The organism is Massilia sp. BKSP1R2A-1, from assembly GCF_050586525.1.
GTDB lineage: Bacteria > Pseudomonadota > Gammaproteobacteria > Burkholderiales > Burkholderiaceae_D > Telluria.
In genome coordinates this window covers 406,010-430,074 of sequence record NZ_JBOBRE010000001.1, presented here as the reverse complement: position 1 = coordinate 430,074, position 24,065 = coordinate 406,010, and the positions used below count along the sequence as shown (strand labels likewise).

The following is a 24,065-nucleotide window of genomic DNA, read 5'->3' as shown; positions in this document are numbered from 1 at the left end:
ACTCAGCGTTTGAACGACAGGCCGATGGTGAAAGCCTGGTCGGCCGTGCGGCTGTTCAGGCCGCGAGAGAACATCAGGTCGACCTGCACGCTATCCGATAGCAAATAGGCGCCGCCGATGTCGAAACTGGCCTGGGTGCCGCCATGGGCGCTGCGCGCGACCTGCGGCAACGCCACTTCGACGAAACCGCGCAGGCGTTCGCCAAAGGACTTGCCGAGCACCACGCCGAGGATGCCGTAGCGATAGCGCCCGCCTTCGTCGCGTTCGATGCCGACGCCCGGCATGATGCCGAGCGCGTAGTCGTCGGGCAGCTCCCATTCGCCCACCACGCGCAGGGAAGGACGCAGGCCCCGGCCGCGGAAGGTGCGCGAACCGCTGTCCAGGTCTGCATGCAGCAGCACGCCGACCGACGGCAGTGCGCCGGCCGCATCCATCGTGTGCCATTTCAGGCCGAGCGCGGTGTCGGCATAACCGGCTTCGGTCTGCCTCCGGCCGCCCTCGCTGTGGCGCGCGATGGTGCGGGCATCGGTCTCGACGCGCAGCTCGACGGTCTCGCCGATGCCGTAGCGCAGCAGGGTCGGCATCGCAATGGTGCGGTCGCGCGCGGCGCCATCGCGGTTGCGTTCCAGCAGGGCGCTGGTTTCCACCTGCGCCCTGCCCTTGCCCACCACATTGCTGGATTCGACGAAATCCGGGCGGTCGGTGGCGATGGTGTCCTGGGCATGGGCGGCGGCGCCAGCCGACAGGATCAGCGCGGCAAGGAGAATGTGCTTCATGGGGATTGTCTGTGAACGTGTGATTCGGCGTCGGCGTATGTACTGCCGTACGTTGCATTGCGGAATCATCCGCCCGTTTGGAAACCCACGTCAACGCGCTTGTGCCGCGCCGTTTTCAATCCGCCAATAAAACGTTGCATACATGCCGAAAGGACGAAAAAAAAGCCGCTCAGTCAATGACTGAACGGCATTTTTATACCAGCCGGTAAAAATTACTGGTTGTGCAGGAAGGTCTTGAGCTTGTCCGAACGCGACGGCTGGCGCAGCTTGCTCATCGCCTTGGCTTCGATCTGGCGGATACGCTCGCGGGTCACGTCGAACTGCTTGCCCACTTCTTCCAGCGTGTGGTCGTTCGACATCTCGACGCCGTAGCGCATGCGCAGCACCTTGGCTTCGCGCGGGGTCAGCGAGTCCAGCACTTCCTTGATCACGTTGCGCATCGAGGCGTGCAGCGCGGCGTCCAGCGGGGCCAGCGTGGTGTTGTCCTCGATGAAGTCGCCCAGCTGCGAATCGCCGTCCTCGCCCATCGGGGTTTCCATCGAAATCGGCTCCTTGGCGATCTTCATGATCTCACGGACCTTGTTCTCCGGCATCTCCATCTTGGCCGCCAGGGTCGGCAGGTCCGGCTCGCTGCCGGTTTCCTGCATGATCTGGCGCGAGATGCGGTTCATCTTGTTGATGGTCTCGATCATGTGCACCGGCACGCGGATGGTACGGGCCATGTCCGCGATCGAGCGGGTGATGGCCTGGCGGATCCACCAGGTCGCGTAGGTCGAGAATTTATAGCCACGACGGTATTCGAACTTGTCCACTGCCTTCAGCAGGCCGATATTGCCTTCCTGGATCAGGTCGAGGAACTGCAGGCCGCGGTTGATGTATTTCTTTGCGATCGAGATCACCAGGCGCAGGTTGGCCACGGTCATTTCGCGCTTGGCCTGGCGCGCACGCTTCTCGCCGGCCGCCATCTGCTTGTTGATGCGGCGCAGGTCGGCCAGCGGCAGCGCCACGCGCGCCTGCAGGTCGATCATGCGCTGCTGCAGTTCCTTGATGGCCGGGAGGTTACGGCTCAGCACCGCGCTGTACGGATAGGCGCAGTCGACTTCGCGGTCACCCCAGGCAAGGTCGGTCTCGTTGCCCGGGAAGACCTTGATGAAGTGGGCGCGCGGCATGCCGCAGCGGTTCACGCAGATGTCCAGGACGGCGCGTTCGATCGAACGCACTTCGTCCATCTGGCCGCGCAGGGTGTCGCACAGCTTTTCCACGATCTTGGCGGTGAAGCGCATGCCCAGCAGCTCGTTCGAGATGATGGCCTGCGCCTCTTCGTAGTCTTCCGAACCGTAGCCGCTGGTCTTGAAGGCGTGGCCCATGCGGTCGAACTGTTTTTCGATCAGGGCGAACTTCTCCAGTGCGCTCTTGCGCAGTTGGGCCAGCTGTTCGGTCGAGTAGCCGGCAGCGCCACCGCCCACGGCGCCGTCTTCTTCCTCTTCCTCGACGTCCTCTTCCTCTTCTTCCTCGTCGCCGGCACGGGCGGGCGCAGCGACGGGGGCCGGCGCGGCGTCGTTATGGTCGACGAAGCCGTCCACCACGTCGTCGACCTTCAGCTCGTCCGAGGCGATCTTGTGCGACAGCGCGATGATTTCCGAGATCGTGGTCGGGCAGGCCGAGATCGCCTGCACCATGTCCTTCAGGCCGTCCTCGATGCGCTTGGCGATCTCGATCTCGCCTTCGCGGGTGAGCAGCGACACCGCACCCATTTCGCGCATGTACATGCGGACCGGGTCGGTGGTGCGGCCGAAGTCGGAGTCCACGGTCGACAGCGCGGTGGCGGCGGCCGCTTCCACTTCGTCGTCGCTGGTGGCGGTCGGCACGTTATCCGACAGCAGCATCATTTCCGCTTCCGGGGCGCGCTCGTAGATGGCGATGCCCATGTCGTTGAAGGTCGCGATGATGCCTTCGATCGCTTCCGGATCGACGATGTTTTCCGGCAGCTGGTCGTTGATCTGGGCGTGGGTCAGGTAGCCGCGCTCCTTGCCCATATTGATCAGGTTCTTGATCTGCTGGCGGCGCTTTTCCAGTTCCGCTTCCGAGAAGCCGTTATCGCCGCCCATCATGCCGGCCAGGCCCTTGGCCTTGCGCTCGCGCAGCTTGGAGGCCGCCTTCAGTTCGGCGCGCTCGATGGTATTGAGCGCCGCGACTTCGTCGTTCTCCGGCACGAATTCGCTCGGCTTGCGGCCGCGGCGGCCCGGGACTTTCACCTGCGGCAGCAGGTAGCCCGAGGTGTCGATCGCGGCCAGGGCTGCGGCATCGGTGGTGGCGCTGACGGCGCCCACGGCGGTCGGCGCTGCTGCCGGCGCCGGCAGTGCGTTCGCATCCGTGCGGCGGGTGCGGGTGCGCACGGCCTTCGGCGCACTTGGCGCCTCTTCGGCGGCGGCGACGGCCGGAGCGGCGGCGACCGGGGCCGCTGCGACTTCAGCCTGCGGCGCTTCGGCGGCGGCTTTCAGTGCGGCCAGCTTCGAACCGCGCTTTTTCACGACGACGGTCGCGGCGGCGTTCGGCACGGCGGCGGTATAGTCCTCGAAGGCGGCAGGCTCGGCTTCGACGGCCGGCGCGGCGGCGACCGGCGCTTCCACGGCCGGCGCTTCGACGGTCTCGGCCACGGCCGGCGTGTCCAGCACCGCTTCGTTCGCGGCGGCTTGCATGTCGGCCGGCGACTGCCCGGCTTCCAGCGCGGCCTTGGCCGAGGCCAGGCGCGAACGGGTCTTCACCACCGTCACTTTGGCCGCCGCTTCCGTTTCGAGGAAGTAGGAGGTCGCGGTTTTCGGCACTGCCAGCTGGGCCGTTGCCTTGCTTGGGGCTTTCTTGGCGGTCAGTGTCAGTGTCTTGGCGGTGTTTTTCATAGTAAAACTCTCTCCAGTCGAGGCGGATGGCGCGCCTGCGAAGTCAATAATCCAGCGGGACCCGCGGTCGGGTCCGGGTACGGGAAGCGGAAGTGGCCCTAGCTGAGGGCGGACAGGCGGACTTCAAGCAGCTTTTCCCTGCGGCCGTCCACAAAGGAACAGGGGCGGCGCATGGTCGAGGAAGGGCTGGCGGTCAAAGTCAGGTTGTGCATGTCGGAACGAAAAAAAGCCCGTCGGATGAAACGGGCTTGCATCTAGTGTTCAGGGAAGAACAAAAGGAAAGGCGATATTATGCCGCATTGCAAGTTTTGGTGATAATTGAAATATCCGATAAGGGATATCACCAGACTGAATATGACAGCGATGTGACCGTTTCCGGCTTCCCGATGGGTCGTCACGATTGCGACGGCACAAGCCGAGCGCAAGGCAAGGGGCGGATCATACACGATTTCACGGGCGCACGCGCATCCTGGGCGCGGCCGCCACCCGACGCCATCCCCATTTTTATTGGAACAAGTACAATACGCCCCGCACTCGCGTACGGGCGCCCGTGCTATCCTTCGCATTCCCGTTCTTATAATGAAGTCAATGAATACCATTTCCGCTGCCGAGTCGGCCGACACCACCGCTTCTGCCACTCCCGAAACTCCCGACACGCCACAAGCCCACGCTGCCGCACCCGCCGCATCCGGTGCCACCGCGGCCGCTCCGGCCATGTCGGCGCGCGCGCTGCTCAAGCAGCTGCAGCAGGAGTTCCCGGCCTTCCGCGACTGCCTGCCGCTGGCGATCGGCATCGACAAGCAACTGCTGGCGCGCATGCCCGGCCTGGACCGCAAGACCATGCGCGCTGCGCTCGGCATCCACACCGGCTCGATGCGCTACCTGCGCGCCATGGAAAAGGCCAAGGTGCGCTTCGACCTCGACGGCACCCCGGGCGCCGAAGTGACCGACACCCACCGCCAGCACGCCAAGGAACAGCTGCAGCAACGCTTCAAGAAGGAAGCCGAGCGCAAGAAGGCCGAGCGCGACGCCGCCGCGGCCGAGGAAGCGGCCCGCCAGCGCCAGGAAAAGCTGCAGGCCCTCGCCAGCAAGTTCTCGCGCCAGTGAGCATAGCGGAACCGCTGGGGGGCGAGCCGGACGACGGCCTGCCGCCCTACCCCGGTCTGGCGCTGGCCGACGTGCGCATCGTGCGCACGCCGCAGGACGCCGCCCGGGCCCTGGAAGCGCTGTCCCAGGCCGACGTGATCGGCTTCGACACCGAATCCAAGCCCACCTTCACGAAGGGCGAAGTGTCGACCGGGCCGCACCTGGTGCAGCTCGCGACCGACGAGCACGCCTACCTGTTCCAGATCGGCGCCAAGGCCGGCATCGCCATCGAGGCGCCGCACCTGCTGGACGTACTGAAACCCGTGCTCGAGTCGGATGCCATCCTGAAGGTCGGCTTCGGCCTGGGCGACGATCTCAAGCGCTTGCGCGCCAAGCTCGGCATCGAGACGCGCAACGTGCTCGACCTGGCCACGGCCCTGCGCCGGCGCGGCGAGCGCAACACCCTCGGCGCCAAGACCGCCGTCGCCCGCTTCTTCGGCCAGCACCTGCAGAAGTCGCGCCGCATCACCACCACCAACTGGGCCATGCCGCAGCTGAGCGAGAAGCAGGTGCTGTACGCCGCCGACGACGCCCACGTGTCGCTGCGCCTCTACCGCCACTGGCGCGCGCATCCGCCGGTCGAGGACAAGACGCCGCTGCCGCCGCGCAAGGCGTCGTAGGCTCCGGATTTCGCAGGGTGGTCGGCTCCGCCGACCGCCCTGCCAGTGCACCGCAGCAAGACTGGCGGCCGTATCCGCGTTATCATCCAGGCATCGCCACTATCGGGTCGTTCGATGCCACATCCCCGCATGTTCGCCTTCGCGCTGCTCCTGGCCGCCGGCGCCGTCCAGGCGCAGGTGCTGCCTGCGCCCACGGTTCCCGACACCCTGGCCCAGCGCCTGCTGGCCTGCACTTCCTGCCACGCCCGCGTCGATGCGCGCGGCAACCCCGTCAACGACAGCTACTTCCCGCGCATTGGCGGCAAGCCGGCCGGCTACCTGTACAACCAGCTGCAGAACTTCCGCGCAGGCCGGCGCCAGTATCCCCTGATGACCTACCTGGTCGAGCACCTGCCCGACGCCTACCTGCGCGAGATCGCCGGCTACTATGCGGCCCAGCCGCCGGCGGCGCATGCGGCCCAGGCGGAAGGCGTCGCGCCAACGCTGGTCGAGCGCGGCCGCCAGCTGGTCGTCAATGGCGACAGCGCGCGCAAGATCCCGGCCTGCGTCGCCTGCCACGGCCAGAAGCTCACCGGTGTCGAACCAGCGATCCCGGGCCTGCTCGGCCTGCCGCGCGACTACGTGAACGCCCAGTTCGGCGCCTGGCGCAACAAGGCGCGCCGCGCCCACGCGCCCGACTGCATGGCCGAGATCACCGCCAGGCTCTCGCTGGAAGACGTGAATGCCGTGTCCAGCTACCTGGCCAGCCAGCCCGTGCCGGCCGACCCGCGCCCCGCTGCGTCGATAGCGCGCCCCCTGCCCCTGGCCTGCGGCAGCGCCCCGGAGCAGCCATGAAGAAGACAATCGCCCTCGCCCTGTTCGCCATCGCGGCGCTGGCCATCGCCATCGCGTGGCCGCGCGCCCAGTTCGTCCCCGCCAGCTCGCCCGCCGCCTGGGCATCCACGCCGGACAACGTCGCGCGCGGCGCCTACCTCGCGCGCGCCGGCGACTGCGTGGCATGCCACACGGTGCGCGGCGGCCCGGAATATGCCGGCGGCCGCGCCCTCGACACGCCTTTCGGCCGCCTCTATGGTCCGAATCTCACGCCGGACATGGAGACCGGCATCGGCCGCTGGAGCGCGGACGACTTCTGGAACGCCCTGCACAACGGGATCGCGCGCGACGGCCGCCTGCTCTATCCGGCCTTCCCCTACACGAACTACACCAAGGTCTCGCGCACCGATTCGGACGCGCTGTATGCGTACTTGCGCAGCCTGGCGCCCCAGCGCCGCCCGAACCAGCCGCACGAGCTGGACTTCCCCTACAACCAGCAGGCCCTGCTCGCGGGCTGGCGCCTGCTCTACTTCAAGCCGGCCGTGTTCGCGCCACAGACCGAACGCAGTGCGGAGTGGAACCGCGGCGCCTACCTGGTCGAAGGCCTGGGACACTGCAGCGCATGCCACAGCACCCGCAACCGCCTGGGGGCCAGCGGCGACGCGCTCTCGGGCGGCCTGATTCCGACCATCGGCTGGTACGCGCCTTCGCTCACCGCCAGCGGCGAAGCGGGACTGGGCGACTGGGACCGGGAACACATCGTGGCCCTGCTGCACACCGGCGTCTCGCCGCGCGGCAGCGCGACCGGGCCGATGGCGGAAGTGGTGGCGCGCAGCCTGCAGCACCTGACGCAGGGCGACGTCGGCGCGATGGCGTCCTACCTGAAGTCGCTCCCGAGCGTCGATGCTCCGGCGCCCGCAAACTTCGCGCCGGCCGGCGAACAGCTGCTGGCGGAAGGCCGCCGCCTCTACACCACGCACTGCGTCGACTGCCACGGCGCGGACGGCAAGGGCAAGGCGCCCGCCTATCCGCCCCTGGCGGGCAACCGCGCGGTGACCCTGACACCTGCGGTGAACGCGATCCGCATGGTCCTGAACGGCGGTTTCCCGCCGGGGACGCAGGGCAATCCGCGCCCTTATGGCATGCCGCCCTACAGCCACGAGCTGAACGACGCCCAGGTCGCGGCCGTGCTCAGCTACGTGCGCGCCAGCTGGGGCAATGCGGCGGCGCCGGTCACTACCCCGGAAGTCAACCGCTGGCGCAGCGTGCCGCTCGACTGAGCCGGCTTCCCATTACGAAGGAGAGTGGAATGGCATACATCGATTGCTTCCTGGCGCCGGTCCCGCGCGCCAACCGGGCCGCGTACGAGGCGCTGGCCCGGGTGTCGTGGGAAGTCCTGAAGGACCACGGCGCACTCGCCGTCACCGAATGCTGGCTGGACGAGAGCGGCCCCGATGCCGCGACCTATCACGGCGCGGATGCGCGCCAGGCCAGCGACGCCTACGCCACCTTCATCGGCGCGTCCGGCGCGAAGCAGGACGAAACCGTCGTGCTGTCCTGGGTCGAATGGGCGGACAAGGCCGCGCGCGACGCGGGCATGGACAAGGTCACGGCGGACCCGCGCATGCAGTTCGGCGACGGCCCCATGGTCTTCGACGGCGCCCGCCTGGTCGCGGGCGGCTTCCTGCCGATGCTGCGACGGACAGCGTCGACTTAAGGCTTGCGCGCCAGGTCGCGCTCGACCACTCCCTGGAATCGTCCCGCGCTCCATTCCAGCGCCGTGACCCGTGGATGGCCGCGCGGAGGCGGAATCGGCGGCGCTGGCGCCGCACGACATGGCAAGGGTGAGGACGGCGGCGGCGAACGCGGTTCTCGACATGGCTTGGCAGGCAAATCGATGAGTATGGTGAGGGCCCGGAGGCACAGGCTCACCAAAAACCACGCTGCACCGGCGGCCTGCCCCTTGCGGATTCCACTTGACTTTGCGTCCACTTCATTCGATGATTTCTGTATCGACAGAAATTAAAGAAGAAAATGAACCTGAGTCCAACCGCGCAGAAGTTCGTCCTGCACTGGGGCGAGATGGGCACGCGCTGGGGCGTGAACCGTACCGTGGCGCAGATCCACGCCCTGCTCTACCTGGCCGAGGGTCCCCTGAGTGCCGACGACATCGTCGAGACCCTGGGCGTGGCGCGCTCCAACGTCAGCACCAGCCTCAAGGAGCTGCAAAGCTGGAAGCTGGTGCGCGTGACCCACGTACTCGGCGACCGGCGCGACCACTTCACGGCCCTGCAGGACGTCTGGGAAATCTTCCGCGTCATCCTGGAAGAGCGCAAGCGCCGCGAGATCGACCCGACCCTGAGCCTGCTGCGCGAGTGCGCCATCGAGGGCTCGCAGGACCAGGAGCTTCCGGACGAGACCCTGGCGCGCATGCAGACCGTGCTCGACTTCCTCGAACTCTTCAGCGCATCCTTCGAGGACTACCAGCGCCTGCCGCCGCAAACCCTGCAGAAGATGCTCAAGATGGGCGGCAAGGTGGCGCGCTTCCTGCCCGGCACAAAGGAAGGTATATGAACGCCGAACTCACCCTCTACTACGACGGCCGCTGCCCCTTCTGCGCCACCGAGATGGCGCGCCTGCAATCCTGGAACGGCGCCGGGCGCCTGGCTTTCGCCGACATCGCCGCAGCCGGCTTCGACCCGCTGCCCCTCGGCCTCGACATGGCGGCGCTCAATCGCGAATCGCATGCCCGCACGGCGGACGGCGCCCTGCTGGTCGGCATCGACAGCCTGCTCGCCGCCTATACCCTCGTCGGCCGTGCCTGGCTGGTGTGGCCCTTGCGCGTGCGCTTCCTGCGCCCCGTCCTGGGATTCGCCTACCGCGGCTTCGCCCGCCACCGCTACACCATGTCGCGCTGGCTCGGCTACCGCCTGCCGCCGCGCTGCGAGGACGGCGCCTGCGCGCTGAAGCACCCGTTTGCACAATAAGCCCTGGAGAAGACCGTGAACAATGACGTAGTGCGCACCTGGACGATCCGCTGGCTGCTGGCGGTCGCCCTCTTCCACGTGCTGGTAGGCGGCCTGCTGCCGTGGATCGCTTCAAACGAGGCCTTCGACCTCTACCACGCCGGCGTCACGGGCGCCTTCTGGCAGGCCGATACGCCCGGCCAGGCGCGCCAGATGCAGGCCTGGTGGCTGTCGCTGTTCGGGCCCACGGTGCTCCTGATGGCCCTGTGGATGATGGCCCTGATCCACCTGGCCGACCGCCTGCGCCAGGCGCGCATCTGGCTGTGGCTGGCCGGCGGCCTGCTGCTGTGGGCGCCGCAGGACATGCTGGTGTCGCTGCGCGCCGGCTACTGGCCGCACGTGTGGATCGATCTGCTGGCCCTCGCCGCCATGCTGCCGCCGCTGCTCTGGCTGTGGCGCCACGACCGCGCCGGGGAGCGGGCATGAACACCCACCTCCTCGCACTGCAGCTGATGGCCCTGCAGGGCTGCCTGGGCGCCTTCGATACCCTGTACCACCACGAGTTCGGCCAAGCCCTGCCCCAGCGCCCCGGCGCCCGCCGCGAACTCGGCATCCACGCACTGCGCGCGGCCATCTATGGCCTGCTCTTCGTCGGTCTCGCCTGCTGGGAGTGGCACGGCCTGTGGGCCTGGGTGCTGGCGGGCGCCTTCGCGGTCGAGATCGGGCTCACCCTGTGGGACTTCGTGGTCGAGGACCGCAGCCGGCTGCTGCCGGCCAGCGAACGGGTCACCCACACTATCCTCGCGATCAACGGCGGCGCCTTCATCGCCCTGCTGGCCTTGCTACTGCCCGGCTGGGCGGCCCAGCCGACGGCGTTTGCCTGGAACCCGCAGGGCTGGCTGAGCGTCTTCCTGGCGCTGTGCGGGGCCGGCGTCCTGCTATCCGGCCTGCGCGACCTGCTTGCCATGCGCCGCATCGCGCGCGTCGCCGAGGCGCCGCCGGTCTTCTTCGACGACACGAAACGCACGGTGCTCGTCACCGGCGCCACCGGCTTCGTCGGCCAGCATCTGGTGCGCGCCCTGCTGGCCGACGGCCACACGGTGATCGCCCTCAGCCGCCAGCCCCGGCAAGCCGCCTGGCTGTTCGACGGCCGGGTGCGCTGCGTGGCTGCGCTGGACGAACTGCCGGCCAGCACACAGGTCGACGTGGTGGTGAACCTGGCCGGCGCGCGCATCCTCGGCCCGCGCTGGACCGAAGGTCGCAAGGCCGCGCTGCGCCGCAGCCGCATCGACCTGACGCGCGCGCTCGTCGACTGGATCGGCAAGGCGGAGCACAAGCCCTTCCTGCTGCTGTCGGCCTCCGCGATCGGCTACTACGGCATCCAGCGCATCGGCGACGACACGCCGCTGGGCGAAGACGCCCCGCCGCAACCCATGTTCATGTCGGACCTGTGCCGCGAGTGGGAAGAAGCCGCCGGCGCTGCCGCACGCCACGGCACGCGGGTGGAGTGCATGCGCTTCGGCCTGGTGCTGGGCATGGGCGGCGCCCTGCCGATGATGCTGCTGCCGATCCTGCTGGGCCTGGGCGGACGGCTCGGCAGCGGCAGGCAGTGGCTGTCGTGGATCCACGTGGACGACGTGGTGCGCGGCATGGCCCACCGCTGGCAGCGCGCGCTCAAGGGGCTCGACAAGCAACAAACGGGCGCGAGCAATTTCACCGCGCCCGAGGGCGTCAGCCAGGCCCGCTTCAGCGCTACGGCGGCGCGCGTCTGGCGCCGCCCCAGCTTCATGCCGACGCCGGGATGGCCGATGCGTCTCGCCCTGGGGGAGCAATCGGATCTGCTGCTCGAAGGCCAGCGCGTGGCGCCCCTCAGGCTGCAAGGGGAAGGCTATGTGTTCCGTTATCCCCGCCTGGAAGACGCGCTGCGCAGCCTGAAGTGAAACGGCCTACTGGCGCAGGATCTTTTCCAGCGCCTTGCCCCTGGCCAGCTCGTCGACCAGCTTGTCGAGGTAGCGGACATTGCGCATCAGCGGATCCTCGACCGCCTCCACCCGCACGCCGCAGACCATGCCCGTGATCAGGGCGCAGTTCGGATGCATGGCCGGCGCCTCCGCGAAGAAGGTGCGGAAATCGGCCTGCGCGTCCAGCTGGCGCTGCAGGCCGGCCGCATCGTAGCCGGTCAACCAGCAGATGATGCGGTCGATCTCCGCACGCGACCGCCCCTTGCGCTCCGCCTTCTGGACGTACATCGGATAGACCTTCGAAAACGGCGTGCTGGAGATGCGGTGTTCCATCACGCGTCCTCCCGCTGTCAGACCATGTCGGCGAATCCGACCCGGTCGGTGGTGGCATGGCGCGCATCCTCGACGCGCACCTTGTGGGCCGCCAGCAGCTGCTCGAGCGCCGCATTCATCGTATGGCAGCCCGGATCGCGGCCCAGGTTCATGTGGGCGCGAATCGCCCCCACGTCGCCGGTCTCGATCATGCGCATCACGGCGCTGCTCGGGACCAGGCACTCGGTGGCCAGGTGGTAGCGGTTGCCTTCGCTCGACGGCAGCAGGGCCTGGCACAGCACGCCGCGCAGGGCGTGCGCCAGCGCCTGGGCCTGGGCTTCCGAATTGCCCAGCAGGCGCAGCATCTTCTGCAGTCCCAGCTCGGTCGAGCGCGCGTGCAGGGTCGCGAACACCAGCGGCCCCGATTCGGCCAGGGCCAATGCTTCCTGGGCCGTCTCGGCGTCGCGGATCTCGCCGATGACGATTACATCGGGGCGCTCGCGCAGCGCGTCCAGGGCCCCCAGGTAGTAGCTTTCCACGTCGGCGTCCACCCCGACTTCGCGCTGGGTGATGATGCACTTGCGCTGGGGAATCAGGGTTTCGACCGGGTCTTCGATGGTGATGATGTGGCCCGAGCGCTGCCGGTTGATCTCGTCGATCATCGAGGCGATCGTGGTCGACTTGCCCTGGCAGGTGTCGCCGATGATCAGCACCAGGCCGCTCGAGAGGCGCGCGAATTCCTGCTCGTCCTGCCACAGGCCCAGTTCGGACAGGGCGATCGGCTCCTTCGGGAAGCGGCGGATCACGCAGCCCAGGCGCTTCTTGCCCTGGAAGCTGAAGCAGTTGGCGCGGATGCGCGCCGTGTGCAGGTCGATCGAGCGATCAAAAGCCCGCACCGCGATGCGCTCGGCCCAGTTGGGCTCGATCACGTCGAAGAATTCTTCCAGCTCTTCCTTGGTGATCGGCGAATCCGTCACCGCCACCAGGCCTTTCGGCTGGCGCAGCATCAGCGGGCTGTTCTGGTGGATGATGATGTCCGAGAACACCAGGCGGGAATTCAGCAGGTGCAGGATCTGCTCGACCAGGGTCCCGAATACCGGGTGGTCTTCGTTCTCGATGTAGGAGAGGGTGGGGATCTGCGAGGAATGGTGGTATTCCATCTGGCCGGCACGTGGTTAAGGGTTAGACAGTGCCGGACATTATAGAACCATGCCTCGCCGAAAGATTGCAAAAGTGAAATAAAAATGTTCAGCGTGTTATTGCTGCAACGATGCGCTCACCAAAAATGGTCACAGCCACGCCCACGGCGACGATGCAGGCGCCCGCCACTCTTACGCCCGACACTTTTCGCACCGCCATATTGACCAGGCCAAAGTGGTCGATCGCCATCGAGGTGAGCAATTGGCCCGCGATCACCAGCACGATCAGGCTCAGCAGGCCGATGCGCGGCGCCAGGAACACGGTGCCGAAGACAAACGCCGCGCCCAGGAAGCCGCCGGCGAACTTCCAGGCCGGCTGGCTGGCCAGCGCCGCGAAGGTCGGGCCGAGGCCGCCGCGCGAGAGCGCCACGCCGCCCAGCACGATGGTGCCGCAGGCAAAGGAAACAAAGGCGGCGACCACGGAATTGGCGCCGATCGAGGACGCCAGCTGGGTGTTCACGGCCGCCTGGATCGACATGGCCATGCCGACGCAGAAGGCCATCAGGAGAAAAATCAGGTTCATCGCTTGCTCCACCCGGCACCATGCCGGGGCAAAAAGCGCACGATTCTAGTGCAATCCGGGCGTTCGGGATAGCCATGCAGGACGCATGGGCGTGCGGCAGCCTGTCCGCCTGACGCGCATTCCAGGCCCTGACGTGTGCAATTCGTCGCATTCGGCATACGGCGAACCCGGCATTTCCCTAGGATGAGGCCATCGACAATCACCATCCAAGGAGACCACCATGAACAAGACCTCCCGCCCGCTGCTGCGCACCCTCCTGATCCCGGCCGCCCTGGCCGCCGCCCTCGCCTGCGCCGCCGCACCCTCGATGGCCGGCGGCTGGCCGTGGAGTGGCGAACAGGTCCAGGGCAACGGCAGCATCAAGCGCCAGGCGCGCCAGGTCACGCACTTCACCGGCCTGGCCCTGGAAGTGCCGGGCAAGCTGGAACTGCGCATGGGCGACAGCGAAGGCGTCAGCATCGAGACCGACGACAATGTGCTGCCGCTGATCGAAACCGTGGTCGAGAACGGCACCCTGAAGATCCGCCCGAGCAAACGCAACCTGAACCTCAAGACCAAGAACCTGAAGATCGTCGTCAATGCCCGCCAGATCGAGCGTCTGGCGCTGGGCGGCTCCGGCTCCATCGATGCCGACACCCTGCGCGCGCCGCGCCTGGACATCGACCTGGGCGGCTCCGGCGACATCCAGGTGCGCGGGCTGGAAAGCGATACGCTGGCGGTGAGCCTGGGCGGCAGCGGCGACTTCAAGGCCGGCGAAGGCCGCGCGCGCAAGCTGTCGGTCTCGATCGGCGGCTCGGGCACCGTGGACATGGGCCGGGTGCAGTCGGACAGCGCCAGCGTGAGCGTGGCCGGTTCCGGCGAAGCGACGGTGTGGGCGAAGAGCGAGCTGAGCATGACGATCGCCGGCTCGGGCGACGTCAATTATTATGGCGACCCGCGCCTGAGCAAGTCGATCGTGGGTTCGGGAGATGCGCGCCGCATCGCGGCCGCTCCGCGCTGAGCGCGTTTTATCGGGTGGCCGGGTGCGTCGGCCACCTGCCGTTCAATGGCCGGAATGCGCGCTGTAGGTCAAGGGCCGCACCGGCGCCGCCACCTTCACGTCCTGCTTCTTGCCCGCCGCATCCTGCACGGTCAGGGTGATCGCGACATTCTCCCCTTCCTTCACCTGGCGCTTCAGGTCGAACAGCATCACGTGGTAGCCGCCGCTGGCGAGATTGACCGGCTTACCCGCAGGCAGCTCGATCGCCTCGACCCGGCGCATGCGCATCGTCTGCCCATCCATCTCCATCTCGTGCAGCTCGGCGCGGCCCGCCACGTCGGCCTGCACGCCGACCAGGCGCGCCGGCGCGGCCGACTGGACGCGCATGAAGGCGCCGGTCACCTTCTGGGCCGGCACGGTGGCGCGCACCCAGGGCTCGGAAACGCTGACCTGGGCGAACACGGCGCTCGAGAACAGGCTGCCGGCGATGAGGGCGAAAAGCTGACGTTTCATGGCATGCAATGTGAAATGAAGTGAAGGGAAATTATAGCGCTAGGCTTCGCCGCGCAGGTATTCGCGCTCGACCAGCACGGTATCGACGCCGTCGGTCAGCCACACCTGGCCGTCCTGGATCGTGCACTGCAGCTGCATATTGCGCTTGGCCATGCGCTCGAGCTGGCTGCTTGCCTGGTTCGGGATGTTCACCACCGAGACGTTCTTCGCACGGTCGATGCCCTTGGCCAGGCCCTTGAACCAGATGTCGCTGGTGGCGCTGTAGCTGTAGACGACGACGTTTTCCGAGCGGCCGGCGGCCTTGAGCAGGCGCTTCTCGTCGGGCTGGCCGACCTCGATCCACGTCTGGATCGCGCCGGTCAGGTCCTTCAGCCACATGGCCGGTTCCTCGACGTCGAACAGGTCCTTGGTGAAGGCCAGGGCGGGGTCGGCGTGCAGGGCGAAGGCCAGCACGCGGATCATCACGCGCTCGTCGGTTTCGGACGGGTGGCGCGCGATGGTGAGGCTGTGGTCGCCGTAATAATTGCGGTCCATGTCGGCGATCGACAGGTCGGCTTTGTAAATGGTTGCTTTGAGCGCCATGCGGGGTTCTCGTACGGATGCGGGTGCGGATGGATAAATGGGGGACAGCCCGCTATTGTCGCACGCGGCGCACGGCGAGTGGCCGGAAACGGTATAGTCACGTTGCCAAAACACTCTCGGAGACCACAATGACCAATGCATTCCCGCCGAACCAGCAGTTCCGCCTCGCCGCCCGCCCCCAGGGCATGCCGCGCAGGGAAGACTGGGACTTCCACGAAGAAGCCGTGGGCGAAGCGCCGGAGGGCGGCATCGTCGTCAAGGTGCTCTACCTCTCGCTCGACCCGGCCATGCGCGGCTGGATGAACGAGGGCAAGTCCTACATCCGCCCGGTGGCGATCGGCGAAGTCATGCGCGCCGGCGGCCTTGGCATCGTGGTGGCCTCGAGGTCGCCGCGCTTCCAGGTCGGCGATTACGTGGCCGGCGGCACCGGCGTGCAGCGCTACTGGGTCGGCCAGGGCGACGACAAGATCGCCGCCTTCACGAGGATCGACCCGGCTGCCGCCCCGCTGACGGCCTGGCTGAACACCCTCGGCATGCCCGGCATGACGGCCTTCTTCGGCCTGCGCGAGATCGGCCAGCCCAAGCCCGGCGAAACCGTGGTGGTCTCGGGCGCGGCCGGCGCGGTCGGCATGACGGTGGGCCAGGTGGCGAAGAAGATGGGCTGCCGCGTGGTCGGCATCGCCGGGGGCGCGGACAAGTGCCGCTTCGTGGTCGAGGAACTCGGCTTCGACGCCTGCATCGACTACAAGGCCGGTTCCGTGCATGCGGGCCTGAAGGAACACTGCCCGCAGGGCGTGGACGTCTACTTCGACAACGTCGGCGGCGAGATCCTGGACGCGGTCCTCACCCGCATCAACATGAAGGCGCGCATCGTCATCTGCGGCGCCATCTCGCAGTACAACGCCACCAGCCAGGTCAAGGGCCCGGCCAATTACCTGTCGCTGCTGGTGAACCGCGCGCGCATGGAAGGCATGGTCGTGTTCGACTACGCGCCGCGCTACGGCGAGGGCGTCGCGACGCTGGCGGGCTGGATGCGCGAAGGCAGCGTCAAGAGCGTCGAATACGTGACCGAAGGCTTCGAGCGCTTCCCGGAAGCGCTTCTGATGCTCTTCGAGGGCAAGAACCTCGGCAAGCTGGTGCTGAAGGTGGCCGAGGCCTGACCGGTCCACGCGAGGTGGCGCGTTGTTGATGCGCGCCACCTCCACTTCTTCTTCCGGGAACTTCCCCTCGTGCTGAAGGTCTACGCGTTTCCTGCGCATGCGCGTTCTGCTCCTTCACGCTTCATCACGAGGTGATCATGGCTTCCCCCTGCCCCCGCAGCACTCCCGCCGCCATCCCCTGGCGCTAGCGGGAGGCGCCATGCAGCACTTCCACGCCCCACCCCAGTCCGAGGCCCCGGGCGGCCTCCTGGCCCAGCTGCGCGCCGACCACGCCCACGTGCGCGCCCTCTTCCACGCCTTCGCCATGCTCGATCCCGCGGAGGAACAGCAGCGCGCGCGCCTGGTCGACGAACTGTGCCAGGAGCTGCTGCTGCACGCCATGCTCGAGGAAGAGCTGTTCTACCCCGCGCTGCGCGCCCTGGCGGACGACAGCCTGCTCGAGGACGCCGCGCTGGAGCACGACAGCGCCCACGAACTCGTCAACCAGCTCGAGACCCTGTTCCCCGGCGACGACTACTTCGACGCCACGGTCGCGGTGCTGGCCGAGGAAGTCGCCCACCACGTCGCGCGCGAGGAAACCCTGCTGTTCCCCGTGCTGGCGCGGGCCGGCCTGGACGACGTCCTGCTGGGCGAACGCCTGCGCGCGCGCCGCATGGAGCTCGAAGCCGACCTCGCGGCGCCACCGCAGGGCATCGACGGCCTGGAGCCGCGCGACCTGGCGCCGGCCCTGCGCGGCCCGCGCGAACGGCGCTCGCGCCCGCGCTAGACGCATGCGAACGGAACTAAGGCCCAAGTCCCGCCTCTAAACGGCACGAGCGCATCCATAAAACGCTCGCGGGTTCCACTTCGACAGCACCAGGGCAGACAAGGAGAACGACATGGCGACAAGCAGAGACAACGGCAAGAGCAGCCAGGGCGGCAACGGCTCCGGCAGCGCGCAAAAGAGTGGCGGCCAGGCGCCGGCCAAGCGCGGTTTCGCGGCGATGGACCAGAACCAGCAGCGCGAGATCGCCAGCAAGGGCGGACAGGCGGCGCACCAGAAAGGCACGGCGCACGAATTCGATTCCGAGGAAGCGCGCCGCGCCGGGCAGAAAGGCGGCGAAGCCGTGAGCCGCAACCGCGCCCACATGGCCGACATCGGCCGCAAGGGCGGCGAAAGCCGCCAGTCGGCCCAGCGGGCCGCCGCAGCCGCCAAGAATGCCGGCAACCGCCAGGGCGAAAAGGAGAGCTGACAAGTTCTCCGGTTGATCGTTTGTTTTTCGTAGGGTGGGCGGTCCTCCGCCCACGCGTTCAAACCGAGCAAGATCAGCCTGCGCAAGATTCACAGTTTAACTATCACCGCGTGGGCGGGACGACCCGCCCACCCTACCAAAGCCAAGCCACAGCACCGCCGCACTGTGCTACATTTGCGGCCCCATGCACAAGCTCCCCTACCTCAGCGGCTATCCCGACAATCTGCGCAGCCAGGTCATGCAACTGGTCGACGCCGGCCGGCTCGGCGAGGTCCTGCTGCAGCGCTACCCCGACGCCCACGGCATCCGCACCGACCGCGCCCTGTACGACTACGTGCAGGACATGAAGATCGACTACCTGCGCCAGGCCGCCCCGGTGTCGAAGGTCGCCTACGACAGCAAGATCCACGTGGTGCAGCACGCGCTCGGCCTGCACACGGCCATCTCGCGGGTGCAGGGCAGCCGGCTCAAGGCCAAGCACGAGATCCGCATCGCCAGCGTGTTTCGCGACGCTCCCCTGCCCTTCCTGCGCATGATCGCCGTGCACGAGCTGGCGCACCTGAAGGAAAAGGAGCACGACAAGGGCTTCTACAAGCTGTGCTGCTGGATGGAGCCCGCCTACCACCAGCTCGAGTTCGACCTGCGCCTCTACCTCAGCTGGCTGGACCTGGGCGGGCGCCGCCTGTGGACCGCGGACGACGATGGCACCAAGCGCGTTGCCTTCTAACAACAAGAATTGTCACATTGACTCGTTGCTACGCGCAAAGATCTCGACTTTGAGAGTTGCGTTCGGTAAAGTTTGAGGCCACGCGTGACGACGCGCATCCCTGCTTCTCCGGCCGCCTGGCCCCGACCTGAACATGACGCACCCGCTTTCTCATTCCGGCAAATCGCTGCCGTCGGTCCTGCGTTGCGGCGCGCTCGCGGGCCTGCTGGCAGCGAGCCCCGGCGCATTCGCCTTCGACGCGACGGTCGACCCGGCCGCCGCCAAGGGCCCGGCCTGGAAATTTTCCGGCTTCGGCACCCTCGGCGCCGTCCACGCGGACACCCGCGACGCCGACTTCACCTCCACCGTGATGCACGCCACCGGCGCCGGCCGCAGCGCGCCCTGGAGCGTGGAAGTCGACAGCCGCCTCGGGGCCCAGCTCGACGTGTCGCAGGGCCGCTGGTCGGCCGTGCTGCAGCTGGTGAGCGAACAGGACCTGGAAGGCAACTACCGTCCGCACCTCGAATGGGCCAACGTGAAATACCAGGCGAGCCCGGACCTGGCGATCCGCCTGGGCCGCATCGCGCTGCCGGTGTTCCTGGCGGCCGACTACCGCAAGGTGGGCTACACCCTGCCCTGGGTGCGCACCCCGGTCGAGGTCTACGGCAGCCTGCCGATTTCCAGCAGCGACGGCATCGACGCCACCTGGCGCTGGAGCAGCGGCGCCACGCGCCATGCGACCCAGGCCTTCTGGGGCCATACCAACACCCGCCTGTACGAAGACCACCGCGTGCACGCGCGCGCCATCACGGGCCTGTCGCACAGCATCGAGCGCGGCGCCCTGAGTGCGCGCGTGTCGGCGCTGACCGGCCGCCTGACGACGGGCATCGGCGACGAGCTGTTCACCGCGCTGCGCGCCTTCGGGCCGCAGGGCGAGCTGCTTTCCGCCCGCTATGCAATCGAAGACAAGCGCGTGAGCATGGTCAGCATGGGCGCCAACTACGACCCGGGCGCCTGGTTCCTGAGCGCCGAGATCGGGAAGTCCCGCACCGATTCGCTGCTGGGCAGCACCACCGCGCTGTACGCGGGCGGCGGCTACCGCTTCGACAGCCTGACCCCCTATGCCGGCTACGCCAAGGTGCGCGCCCATGGCGCCACCAGCGACCCGGGCCTGCGGCTCACCGGCCTGCCGCCGCGCGTGCAGGCCGTCGGCGCGCTCGTCAACCAGGCGCTGAACGCCTACCTGGCGACGGTCCCGCAGCAGTCCACCGTGACCGCCGGCCTGCGCTGGGACGCGGCCAGCAATATCGCGCTCAAGGCCCAGTACGACCGGGTCAGCCCGGGCGCAGGTTCGCGCGGCGCCCTGATCAACCCGAGCAACGCCTTCCGCCCGGACCGCACCGTCCACGTGGCGAGCGTCGCGCTCGACTTCGTGTTCTGAGGAGGCGCATGACTCACCGCATCCGCCGCCGCCTCGGCGCCACCCTCGTCCTGCTGGCACTGGCCGTTCCTCCCGTGGCCAGCGCCGAGCTGGTGGTCATCGTATCCGCACGCAGCCCGGCCCAGGGCTTGAGCAGCGACCAGGTCGCCGCGATCTTCCTCGGCCAGGCCGGACGCTTCCCCGACGGCCTCGAGGTGGTGGCGCTCGACCAGCGCCTGGGCTCGCAGGAACGCAACCAGTTCTACCAGCAGGTCACGGGCAAGACGCCCGCCCTGCTCAAGGCCCACTGGTCGAAGATGGTGTTCACCGGCCGCGGCCAGCCGCCGCGCGAAGCCGCCGACAGCGCCAGCGTGCGCCGCATGGTGGCCGAGAACCCCGCCATGATCGGCTATATCGATCGCGCGGCGCTGGACCCCAGCGTACGTCCGGTGCTGGTGCTGCGCTGACCATGGACGGCCCGCAGAGCCTGGCCCCGATCGCCGCGCCGCCTGCACGCGCGCGGCGCACGGCCATGATGCGCCTGCTCGGCCGCGGGCTCGAGACCCACGTCGCCCTGCCCCTGTTCGCCCTGCTCCTGGTCGCGGCACTGTGGCTGGCGACCCTGCACATGGTGCGCCAGGAGGAGCAGGCCGCGCGCGCAGCGGCGGCGCAAGCCACCCTGGAACTGGTCGACACCTACGAAGCGCAGATGGCGCGCAGCCTCTCCGGCATCGACCAGACCCTGCGCGTGCTGCAGTACGCGGTCGAGATGAACGGTCCCGGCGCGGCCCTGGGCGCGATGAGCGCCAAGGGCCTGCTGCCGCCGGGCGTGGTGTTCCAGGTGGCGATCGTCGGCGCCGACGGCCACATCCTGGCCGCCAACCCCTCGGTGCGGCGCGGCAGCGACGTGTCGAACTCGCCCTGGTTCGCCGTCCACCGCGAGCGCGACGGCAACGCGCCCTTCGTCAGCGAGACCATCGGCCGGCACGAACCGCATGTGGTGTTCTCGCGCCGCATCAACGACGGCGCGGGCCGCTTCGCCGGCGTCGCCAGCGTGGCCGTCGATCCGGCCTTCTTCACCTCTTCCTATGAATACTCGCGCCTCGGCGCGCGCGGCCTGCTGGGCGTGGCCGGCGAAGACGGCGTGGTGCGCGCAGCCCGCGTCGGCGACGAGGTCAGCTGGGGCCAGCGCATCGCTTTGGGCAGGCCTGAGCGGGTGGCGCTGGGCCGCGTCGGGGTCGACGCCGCGCTGCGCTACGCCAGCAGCCGCCCCCTGAACGGATTCCCCCTGGTCGCGGTGGTGGGCCTGTCGGAAACCGAGCAGATGGCCGCCTTTGCCCAGCAGCGCCGCACCTGGCTGCTGGGGGCGGGCGCCGGCACCGCACTGCTGGTGTTGGCGGTGTCCCTGGTCAGCGCCTGGTCCTGGCAGCTGGCCAAGGCGCGCCGGCGCGAGCGCCTGGCGCAGGAAACCTATGCCGCCGCTTCCGAGGCCAGCCTGGACGCCTTCTTCGTGCTGCGCACCGTGCGCGCTCACGACGGCGCCGTGCTCGACTTCCTGATCGAGACCACCAACAGCCGCGCCGAGCAGCTCACCGGCCTGGCGAAGGAGCGCATGCAGGGCAAGCGCATGTCGATCCTGCTGCCGACCTACCTCGGCATCGGCATCTTCGACGACCTCGCGGCGGTGGCCAGCGACGGCGTGGCGCGCGAGGCCGAATGGCTGGCGCACGAGCTGCCGCATCCCGACCGCTGGCTGCACCGCCAGGTGGTGCCGGTCGAAGGCGGCGTGGTGGCGATCGTGCGCGACATCACCGAGCGCAAGCTCGCCGAACAGCGCATCCGCCACCTGGCCCACCACGACGACCTCACCGGCCTGCCCAACCGGAGCCTGCTGCGCGACCGCCTCGGCCAGGCCATCCGCGACGCCGAGCGCAAGGGCGGCAGCGTGGGCCTGGCCTTCATCGACCTGGACGGCTTCAAGCTGGTCAACGATGGCCTCGGCCACAACGCCGGCGACGAGCTGCTGAAGGTGGTGGGCGCGCGCATGGGGCGCTGCCTGCGCCGCAACGACACCCTGGCGCGCTTCGGCGGCGACGAGTTCGTGATCCTGCTGCCCGACCTGTCCAGCGACCCGCTGGCGCTCACGCCGCTGCTGGAAAAGGTGCGCCAGGCCGTCACCGAACCGGTGGAGGTCGAGGGCCAGGAAGTCCAGGTCAGCTGCAGCATGGGCGTGGTGCTCTATCCGCGCGACGGCCAGGACGCCAATACCCTCATGATGAATGCCGATGCGGCGATGTACCGGGCCAAGGAAAACAAGAACAGCTTCCAGTTCTACGCCAGCGAGATGAACGCCAGCGTCGAGGAAAAGCTGGTCCTGCTGGAGGGCATGCGCAGCGCACTGGATGCCTGCCCGGGCAAGGCCTGCCAGTTCCAGCTGCTCTACCAGCCCAAGATCGACCTGCGCACCGGCCGCCTGTTCGGCGTCGAGGCCCTGATCCGCTGGAACCATCCCGAGCACGGCATGATCTCGCCGCTGCGCTTCATCGGCCTGGCCGAGGAGAGCGGCCTGATCGTCCCGCTGGGCGAATGGGTGCTGCGCACCGCCTGCGCGCAGGGACAGGCCTGGCGCGACGCCGGCCTGCCGGAAGTCGCGATCTCGGTCAACGTGTCGGCCCGCCAGTTTGAAGAAAAGCGCCTGGTCGAGCGCATCGACGGCGCCCTGCGCGACAGCGGCCTGCCGCCGGGGCTACTGGAGGTCGAGGTCACCGAAAGTTCGATCATGCGCGACCTCGCGCGCGCGGTGGACAAGATGCGCGAGATCGAGGCGATGGGCGTGGCGCTCTCGATCGACGACTTCGGCACCGGCTACTCGAGCCTGTCGGCGCTCAAGTCCTTCCCGATCAGCCGCCTGAAGATCGACAAGAGTTTTGTCGCCGACCTGGCCCACAGCCAGGACGACCAGGCCATCGCGATGGCCGTGATCTCGCTCGGCCACAAGCTCGACCTGCGCGTCATCGCCGAAGGCGTCGAGACCGAGGAGCAGCGCGACTTCCTGCGCGCCAACGACTGCGACGAGATGCAGGGCTACCTGTACAGCCGCCCGGTGCCGCCGGAGCGCATCGCCGAGCTGCTGGCCGAACAAGGCGCAGCCAGGGAGGCCGCATGAGCCTCTACCCGCGGCTGGCCGCCTTCCTGTTCGGCACCGACACCAGCCTGCGCCGCATGCTGACCTATTGGGCCGCCACCTGCGTGCTGTATTCGGCCTGCTCCGCCCTGCTGCTGGTCCAGGCCGGCCACGGCTTCAGCGACCGCGCCGCCGCGCATGCCTTGATCGGCTACGGCGGCAGCATCGCGGCGGGCTTCTACCTCCTGATCCGCTTCAGCAGCCGCATCGGCCTCAAGCCCGACCAGCTGGCGGTGCTGCAAGCTGCATTCTCGCTGGGCTGCTCCCTCTTCCTGTACGCCTACTCGGGGCCCTTGCGCGCGGCCACGCTCGTCATGACGGTGGTGATCATCGTCTTCTGCATGTTCGCCGCGCGCCCGCGCCAGACCATGCTGCTGTCCCTGGTCGCCCTGGCCGGCATGGGCGCCACCATGTGGTGGCTGGCCTTGCATGACCCGGCGCGCTTCCCGCCCGCCCAGGAAGCGCTGAGCTTCGGCTACCTGGCCGCGGCCCTGCTGTCCACCGCGGTGCTGAGCGGCGAGATGCACAAGCTGCGCTCGCGCCTGAAGCGCCAGCGGCGCGAGCTCACCGAAGCCCTCGACACCATCCGCGTGCTGGCCACCGTCGACGAACTGACCTCGCTGGTGAACCGCCGCAGGATGCATGAAGTGCTGGAAGCCGAGGAACGCCGCCAGCCCTCGCGCCGCGGCACGTGTATCGCCCTGCTCGACATCGACTTCTTCAAGCAGGTCAACGACCAGTTCGGCCACGCCGCCGGCGACAGCGTGCTGCGCAGCTTCTCGCAGGCCGCGCGCGCCTGCCTGCGCGGCGACGACGTGCTGGCGCGCTGGGGCGGCGAGGAGTTCCTGCTGCTGCTGCCCGACGCCTCGCTCGACGATGCGCGCGGCGTGCTGGAAAGGATGGCGGAACAGGTGCATGCCATGCCGGTGCCGGGCGTCGAGGGCCGCCGCATCAGCTTCTCGGCAGGCCTGGCCACCCGTAACCTGGGCGAACCCTTCGCCGAGGCCATCAATCGCGCCGACAAGGCGCTGTACCGGGCCAAGGAGTCCGGGCGCGACCGGGTCGTGCTGGCTTGA

Annotated in this window: 25 protein-coding genes; 18 read left to right on the top strand and 7 right to left on the bottom strand. The window is 68.3% G+C overall.

Features of this window, described 5'->3' with window-relative positions:
- Positions 1 to 2: 2 nt before the first annotated feature.
- Both ACQ7JA_RS01930 and rpoD read right to left on the bottom strand, forming a co-directional pair.
- Complete coding sequence (locus ACQ7JA_RS01930) at positions 3 to 776, bottom strand: transporter (protein WP_430894219.1); 774 nt, start codon at positions 774 to 776, stop codon at positions 3 to 5.
- A gap of 212 nt (positions 777 to 988) precedes the next feature.
- A complete protein-coding gene (gene rpoD, locus ACQ7JA_RS01925) occupies positions 989 to 3,673 on the bottom strand; it encodes an RNA polymerase sigma factor RpoD (protein ID WP_430894218.1) in 2,685 nt (894 codons plus the stop codon).
- A gap of 588 nt (positions 3,674 to 4,261) precedes the next feature.
- Between rpoD and ACQ7JA_RS01920 the strand changes: the two genes are divergently transcribed.
- From ACQ7JA_RS01920 to ACQ7JA_RS01880, 9 genes are all read left to right on the top strand, one after another.
- Entirely contained in the window at positions 4,262 to 4,780 is a 519-nt protein-coding gene (locus ACQ7JA_RS01920) for a ProQ/FINO family protein (protein WP_430894217.1), read from the top strand.
- Complete coding sequence (locus ACQ7JA_RS01915) at positions 4,777 to 5,439, top strand: 3'-5' exonuclease (RefSeq protein ID WP_430894216.1); 663 nt, start codon at positions 4,777 to 4,779, stop codon at positions 5,437 to 5,439. Before ACQ7JA_RS01920 ends, ACQ7JA_RS01915 begins: the two co-directional genes overlap by 4 nt.
- A 114-nt stretch (positions 5,440 to 5,553) precedes the next feature.
- Entirely contained in the window at positions 5,554 to 6,273 is a 720-nt protein-coding gene (locus ACQ7JA_RS01910) for a c-type cytochrome (RefSeq protein WP_430894215.1), read from the top strand.
- Entirely contained in the window at positions 6,270 to 7,532 is a 1,263-nt protein-coding gene (locus tag ACQ7JA_RS01905) for a cytochrome c (protein WP_430894214.1), read from the top strand. Before ACQ7JA_RS01910 ends, ACQ7JA_RS01905 begins: the two co-directional genes overlap by 4 nt.
- A 29-nt stretch (positions 7,533 to 7,561) precedes the next feature.
- The gene (locus ACQ7JA_RS01900; protein WP_430894213.1) at positions 7,562 to 7,969 is read left to right on the top strand and encodes a DUF1428 domain-containing protein; all 408 of its coding nucleotides are present in this window, start codon (positions 7,562 to 7,564) and stop codon (positions 7,967 to 7,969) included.
- A gap of 317 nt (positions 7,970 to 8,286) precedes the next feature.
- Positions 8,287 to 8,826 (top strand): GbsR/MarR family transcriptional regulator, encoded by a 540-nt coding sequence (locus tag ACQ7JA_RS01895; protein WP_430894212.1) that lies wholly within the window; start codon positions 8,287 to 8,289, stop codon positions 8,824 to 8,826.
- Entirely contained in the window at positions 8,823 to 9,239 is a 417-nt protein-coding gene (locus ACQ7JA_RS01890; protein WP_430894211.1) for a thiol-disulfide oxidoreductase DCC family protein, read from the top strand. Before ACQ7JA_RS01895 ends, ACQ7JA_RS01890 begins: the two co-directional genes overlap by 4 nt.
- A 15-nt stretch (positions 9,240 to 9,254) precedes the next feature.
- Positions 9,255 to 9,704 (top strand): cell division protein, encoded by a 450-nt coding sequence (locus ACQ7JA_RS01885; RefSeq protein WP_430894210.1) that lies wholly within the window; start codon positions 9,255 to 9,257, stop codon positions 9,702 to 9,704.
- A complete protein-coding gene (locus ACQ7JA_RS01880; RefSeq protein WP_430894209.1) occupies positions 9,701 to 11,158 on the top strand; it encodes a TIGR01777 family oxidoreductase in 1,458 nt (485 codons plus the stop codon). The genes ACQ7JA_RS01885 and ACQ7JA_RS01880 overlap by 4 nt, the downstream gene beginning before the upstream one ends.
- Positions 11,159 to 11,164: 6 nt before the next feature.
- Here the strand turns inward: ACQ7JA_RS01880 and ACQ7JA_RS01875 are convergent, their stop codons facing one another.
- The 3 genes from ACQ7JA_RS01875 to ACQ7JA_RS01865 form a co-directional block, all read right to left on the bottom strand.
- Complete coding sequence (locus ACQ7JA_RS01875; RefSeq protein WP_430894208.1) at positions 11,165 to 11,512, bottom strand: DUF2200 domain-containing protein; 348 nt, start codon at positions 11,510 to 11,512, stop codon at positions 11,165 to 11,167.
- A gap of 17 nt (positions 11,513 to 11,529) precedes the next feature.
- Positions 11,530 to 12,651, bottom strand: coding sequence for a type IV pilus twitching motility protein PilT (locus ACQ7JA_RS01870; RefSeq protein ID WP_430894207.1), 1,122 nt, complete (start codon positions 12,649 to 12,651; stop codon positions 11,530 to 11,532).
- 88 nt (positions 12,652 to 12,739) lie between these two features.
- Complete coding sequence (locus ACQ7JA_RS01865) at positions 12,740 to 13,213, bottom strand: DMT family transporter (protein ID WP_430894206.1); 474 nt, start codon at positions 13,211 to 13,213, stop codon at positions 12,740 to 12,742.
- Between the two features lie 220 nt (positions 13,214 to 13,433).
- On the opposite strand from ACQ7JA_RS01865, the gene ACQ7JA_RS01860 reads away from it, so the two are divergent.
- Entirely contained in the window at positions 13,434 to 14,213 is a 780-nt protein-coding gene (locus tag ACQ7JA_RS01860) for a head GIN domain-containing protein (RefSeq protein WP_430894205.1), read from the top strand.
- A 42-nt stretch (positions 14,214 to 14,255) separates the two neighbouring features.
- Here ACQ7JA_RS01860 and ACQ7JA_RS01855 read toward each other — a convergent pair whose 3' ends face one another.
- Positions 14,256 to 14,705, bottom strand: a complete 450-nt coding sequence (locus ACQ7JA_RS01855) for a copper chaperone PCu(A)C (protein ID WP_430894204.1) — start codon at positions 14,703 to 14,705, stop codon at positions 14,256 to 14,258.
- A 39-nt stretch (positions 14,706 to 14,744) separates the two neighbouring features.
- On the bottom strand, positions 14,745 to 15,287 hold the full coding sequence (locus ACQ7JA_RS01850; protein WP_430894203.1) for a YaeQ family protein: 543 nt from the start codon (positions 15,285 to 15,287) through the stop codon (positions 14,745 to 14,747).
- 128 nt (positions 15,288 to 15,415) lie between these two features.
- On the opposite strand from ACQ7JA_RS01850, the gene ACQ7JA_RS01845 reads away from it, so the two are divergent.
- The 8 genes from ACQ7JA_RS01845 to ACQ7JA_RS01810 all read left to right on the top strand — a co-directional run bounded on the left by ACQ7JA_RS01845 (position 15,416) and on the right by ACQ7JA_RS01810 (position 24,065).
- Entirely contained in the window at positions 15,416 to 16,447 is a 1,032-nt protein-coding gene (locus ACQ7JA_RS01845) for an NADP-dependent oxidoreductase (protein ID WP_430894202.1), read from the top strand.
- Between the two features lie 199 nt (positions 16,448 to 16,646).
- Entirely contained in the window at positions 16,647 to 17,213 is a 567-nt protein-coding gene (locus ACQ7JA_RS01840; RefSeq protein WP_430894201.1) for a hemerythrin domain-containing protein, read from the top strand.
- A gap of 112 nt (positions 17,214 to 17,325) precedes the next feature.
- Positions 17,326 to 17,679 (top strand): KGG domain-containing protein, encoded by a 354-nt coding sequence (locus ACQ7JA_RS01835; protein ID WP_430894200.1) that lies wholly within the window; start codon positions 17,326 to 17,328, stop codon positions 17,677 to 17,679.
- A 184-nt stretch (positions 17,680 to 17,863) separates the two neighbouring features.
- Entirely contained in the window at positions 17,864 to 18,406 is a 543-nt protein-coding gene (locus ACQ7JA_RS01830; protein ID WP_430894199.1) for a YgjP-like metallopeptidase domain-containing protein, read from the top strand.
- Positions 18,407 to 18,539: 133 nt separating this feature from the next.
- Positions 18,540 to 19,826 (top strand): hypothetical protein, encoded by a 1,287-nt coding sequence (locus tag ACQ7JA_RS01825; protein ID WP_430894198.1) that lies wholly within the window; start codon positions 18,540 to 18,542, stop codon positions 19,824 to 19,826.
- Between the two features lie 8 nt (positions 19,827 to 19,834).
- Positions 19,835 to 20,272 (top strand): phosphate ABC transporter substrate-binding protein, encoded by a 438-nt coding sequence (locus tag ACQ7JA_RS01820; RefSeq protein WP_430894197.1) that lies wholly within the window; start codon positions 19,835 to 19,837, stop codon positions 20,270 to 20,272.
- A gap of 2 nt (positions 20,273 to 20,274) precedes the next feature.
- Positions 20,275 to 22,971, top strand: coding sequence for a bifunctional diguanylate cyclase/phosphodiesterase (locus tag ACQ7JA_RS01815; RefSeq protein WP_430894196.1), 2,697 nt, complete (start codon positions 20,275 to 20,277; stop codon positions 22,969 to 22,971).
- Entirely contained in the window at positions 22,968 to 24,065 is a 1,098-nt protein-coding gene (locus tag ACQ7JA_RS01810; protein ID WP_430894195.1) for a diguanylate cyclase, read from the top strand. The genes ACQ7JA_RS01815 and ACQ7JA_RS01810 overlap by 4 nt, the downstream gene beginning before the upstream one ends.

Bases quoted from the DNA above. Each gene is read 5' to 3' on its own strand.
- ACQ7JA_RS01930 (WP_430894219.1), bottom strand. From the start codon at position 776: ATGAAGCACATTCTCCTTGCCGCGCTGATCCTGTCGGCTGGCGCCGCC.
- rpoD (WP_430894218.1), bottom strand. From the start codon at position 3,673: ATGAAAAACACCGCCAAGACACTGACACTGACCGCCAAGAAAGCCCCA.
- ACQ7JA_RS01920 (WP_430894217.1), top strand. From the start codon at position 4,262: ATGAATACCATTTCCGCTGCCGAGTCGGCCGACACCACCGCTTCTGCC.
- ACQ7JA_RS01910 (WP_430894215.1), top strand. From the start codon at position 5,554: ATGCCACATCCCCGCATGTTCGCCTTCGCGCTGCTCCTGGCCGCCGGC.
- ACQ7JA_RS01905 (WP_430894214.1), top strand. From the start codon at position 6,270: ATGAAGAAGACAATCGCCCTCGCCCTGTTCGCCATCGCGGCGCTGGCC.
- ACQ7JA_RS01900 (WP_430894213.1), top strand. From the start codon at position 7,562: ATGGCATACATCGATTGCTTCCTGGCGCCGGTCCCGCGCGCCAACCGG.
- ACQ7JA_RS01895 (WP_430894212.1), top strand. From the start codon at position 8,287: ATGAACCTGAGTCCAACCGCGCAGAAGTTCGTCCTGCACTGGGGCGAG.
- ACQ7JA_RS01890 (WP_430894211.1), top strand. From the start codon at position 8,823: ATGAACGCCGAACTCACCCTCTACTACGACGGCCGCTGCCCCTTCTGC.
- ACQ7JA_RS01880 (WP_430894209.1), top strand. From the start codon at position 9,701: ATGAACACCCACCTCCTCGCACTGCAGCTGATGGCCCTGCAGGGCTGC.
- ACQ7JA_RS01875 (WP_430894208.1), bottom strand. From the start codon at position 11,512: ATGGAACACCGCATCTCCAGCACGCCGTTTTCGAAGGTCTATCCGATG.
- ACQ7JA_RS01870 (WP_430894207.1), bottom strand. From the start codon at position 12,651: ATGGAATACCACCATTCCTCGCAGATCCCCACCCTCTCCTACATCGAG.
- ACQ7JA_RS01865 (WP_430894206.1), bottom strand. From the start codon at position 13,213: ATGAACCTGATTTTTCTCCTGATGGCCTTCTGCGTCGGCATGGCCATG.
- ACQ7JA_RS01860 (WP_430894205.1), top strand. From the start codon at position 13,434: ATGAACAAGACCTCCCGCCCGCTGCTGCGCACCCTCCTGATCCCGGCC.
- ACQ7JA_RS01855 (WP_430894204.1), bottom strand. From the start codon at position 14,705: ATGAAACGTCAGCTTTTCGCCCTCATCGCCGGCAGCCTGTTCTCGAGC.
- ACQ7JA_RS01850 (WP_430894203.1), bottom strand. From the start codon at position 15,287: ATGGCGCTCAAAGCAACCATTTACAAAGCCGACCTGTCGATCGCCGAC.
- ACQ7JA_RS01845 (WP_430894202.1), top strand. From the start codon at position 15,416: ATGACCAATGCATTCCCGCCGAACCAGCAGTTCCGCCTCGCCGCCCGC.
- ACQ7JA_RS01840 (WP_430894201.1), top strand. From the start codon at position 16,647: ATGCAGCACTTCCACGCCCCACCCCAGTCCGAGGCCCCGGGCGGCCTC.
- ACQ7JA_RS01835 (WP_430894200.1), top strand. From the start codon at position 17,326: ATGGCGACAAGCAGAGACAACGGCAAGAGCAGCCAGGGCGGCAACGGC.
- ACQ7JA_RS01830 (WP_430894199.1), top strand. From the start codon at position 17,864: ATGCACAAGCTCCCCTACCTCAGCGGCTATCCCGACAATCTGCGCAGC.
- ACQ7JA_RS01825 (WP_430894198.1), top strand. From the start codon at position 18,540: ATGACGCACCCGCTTTCTCATTCCGGCAAATCGCTGCCGTCGGTCCTG.
- ACQ7JA_RS01820 (WP_430894197.1), top strand. From the start codon at position 19,835: ATGACTCACCGCATCCGCCGCCGCCTCGGCGCCACCCTCGTCCTGCTG.
- ACQ7JA_RS01815 (WP_430894196.1), top strand. From the start codon at position 20,275: ATGGACGGCCCGCAGAGCCTGGCCCCGATCGCCGCGCCGCCTGCACGC.
- ACQ7JA_RS01810 (WP_430894195.1), top strand. From the start codon at position 22,968: ATGAGCCTCTACCCGCGGCTGGCCGCCTTCCTGTTCGGCACCGACACC.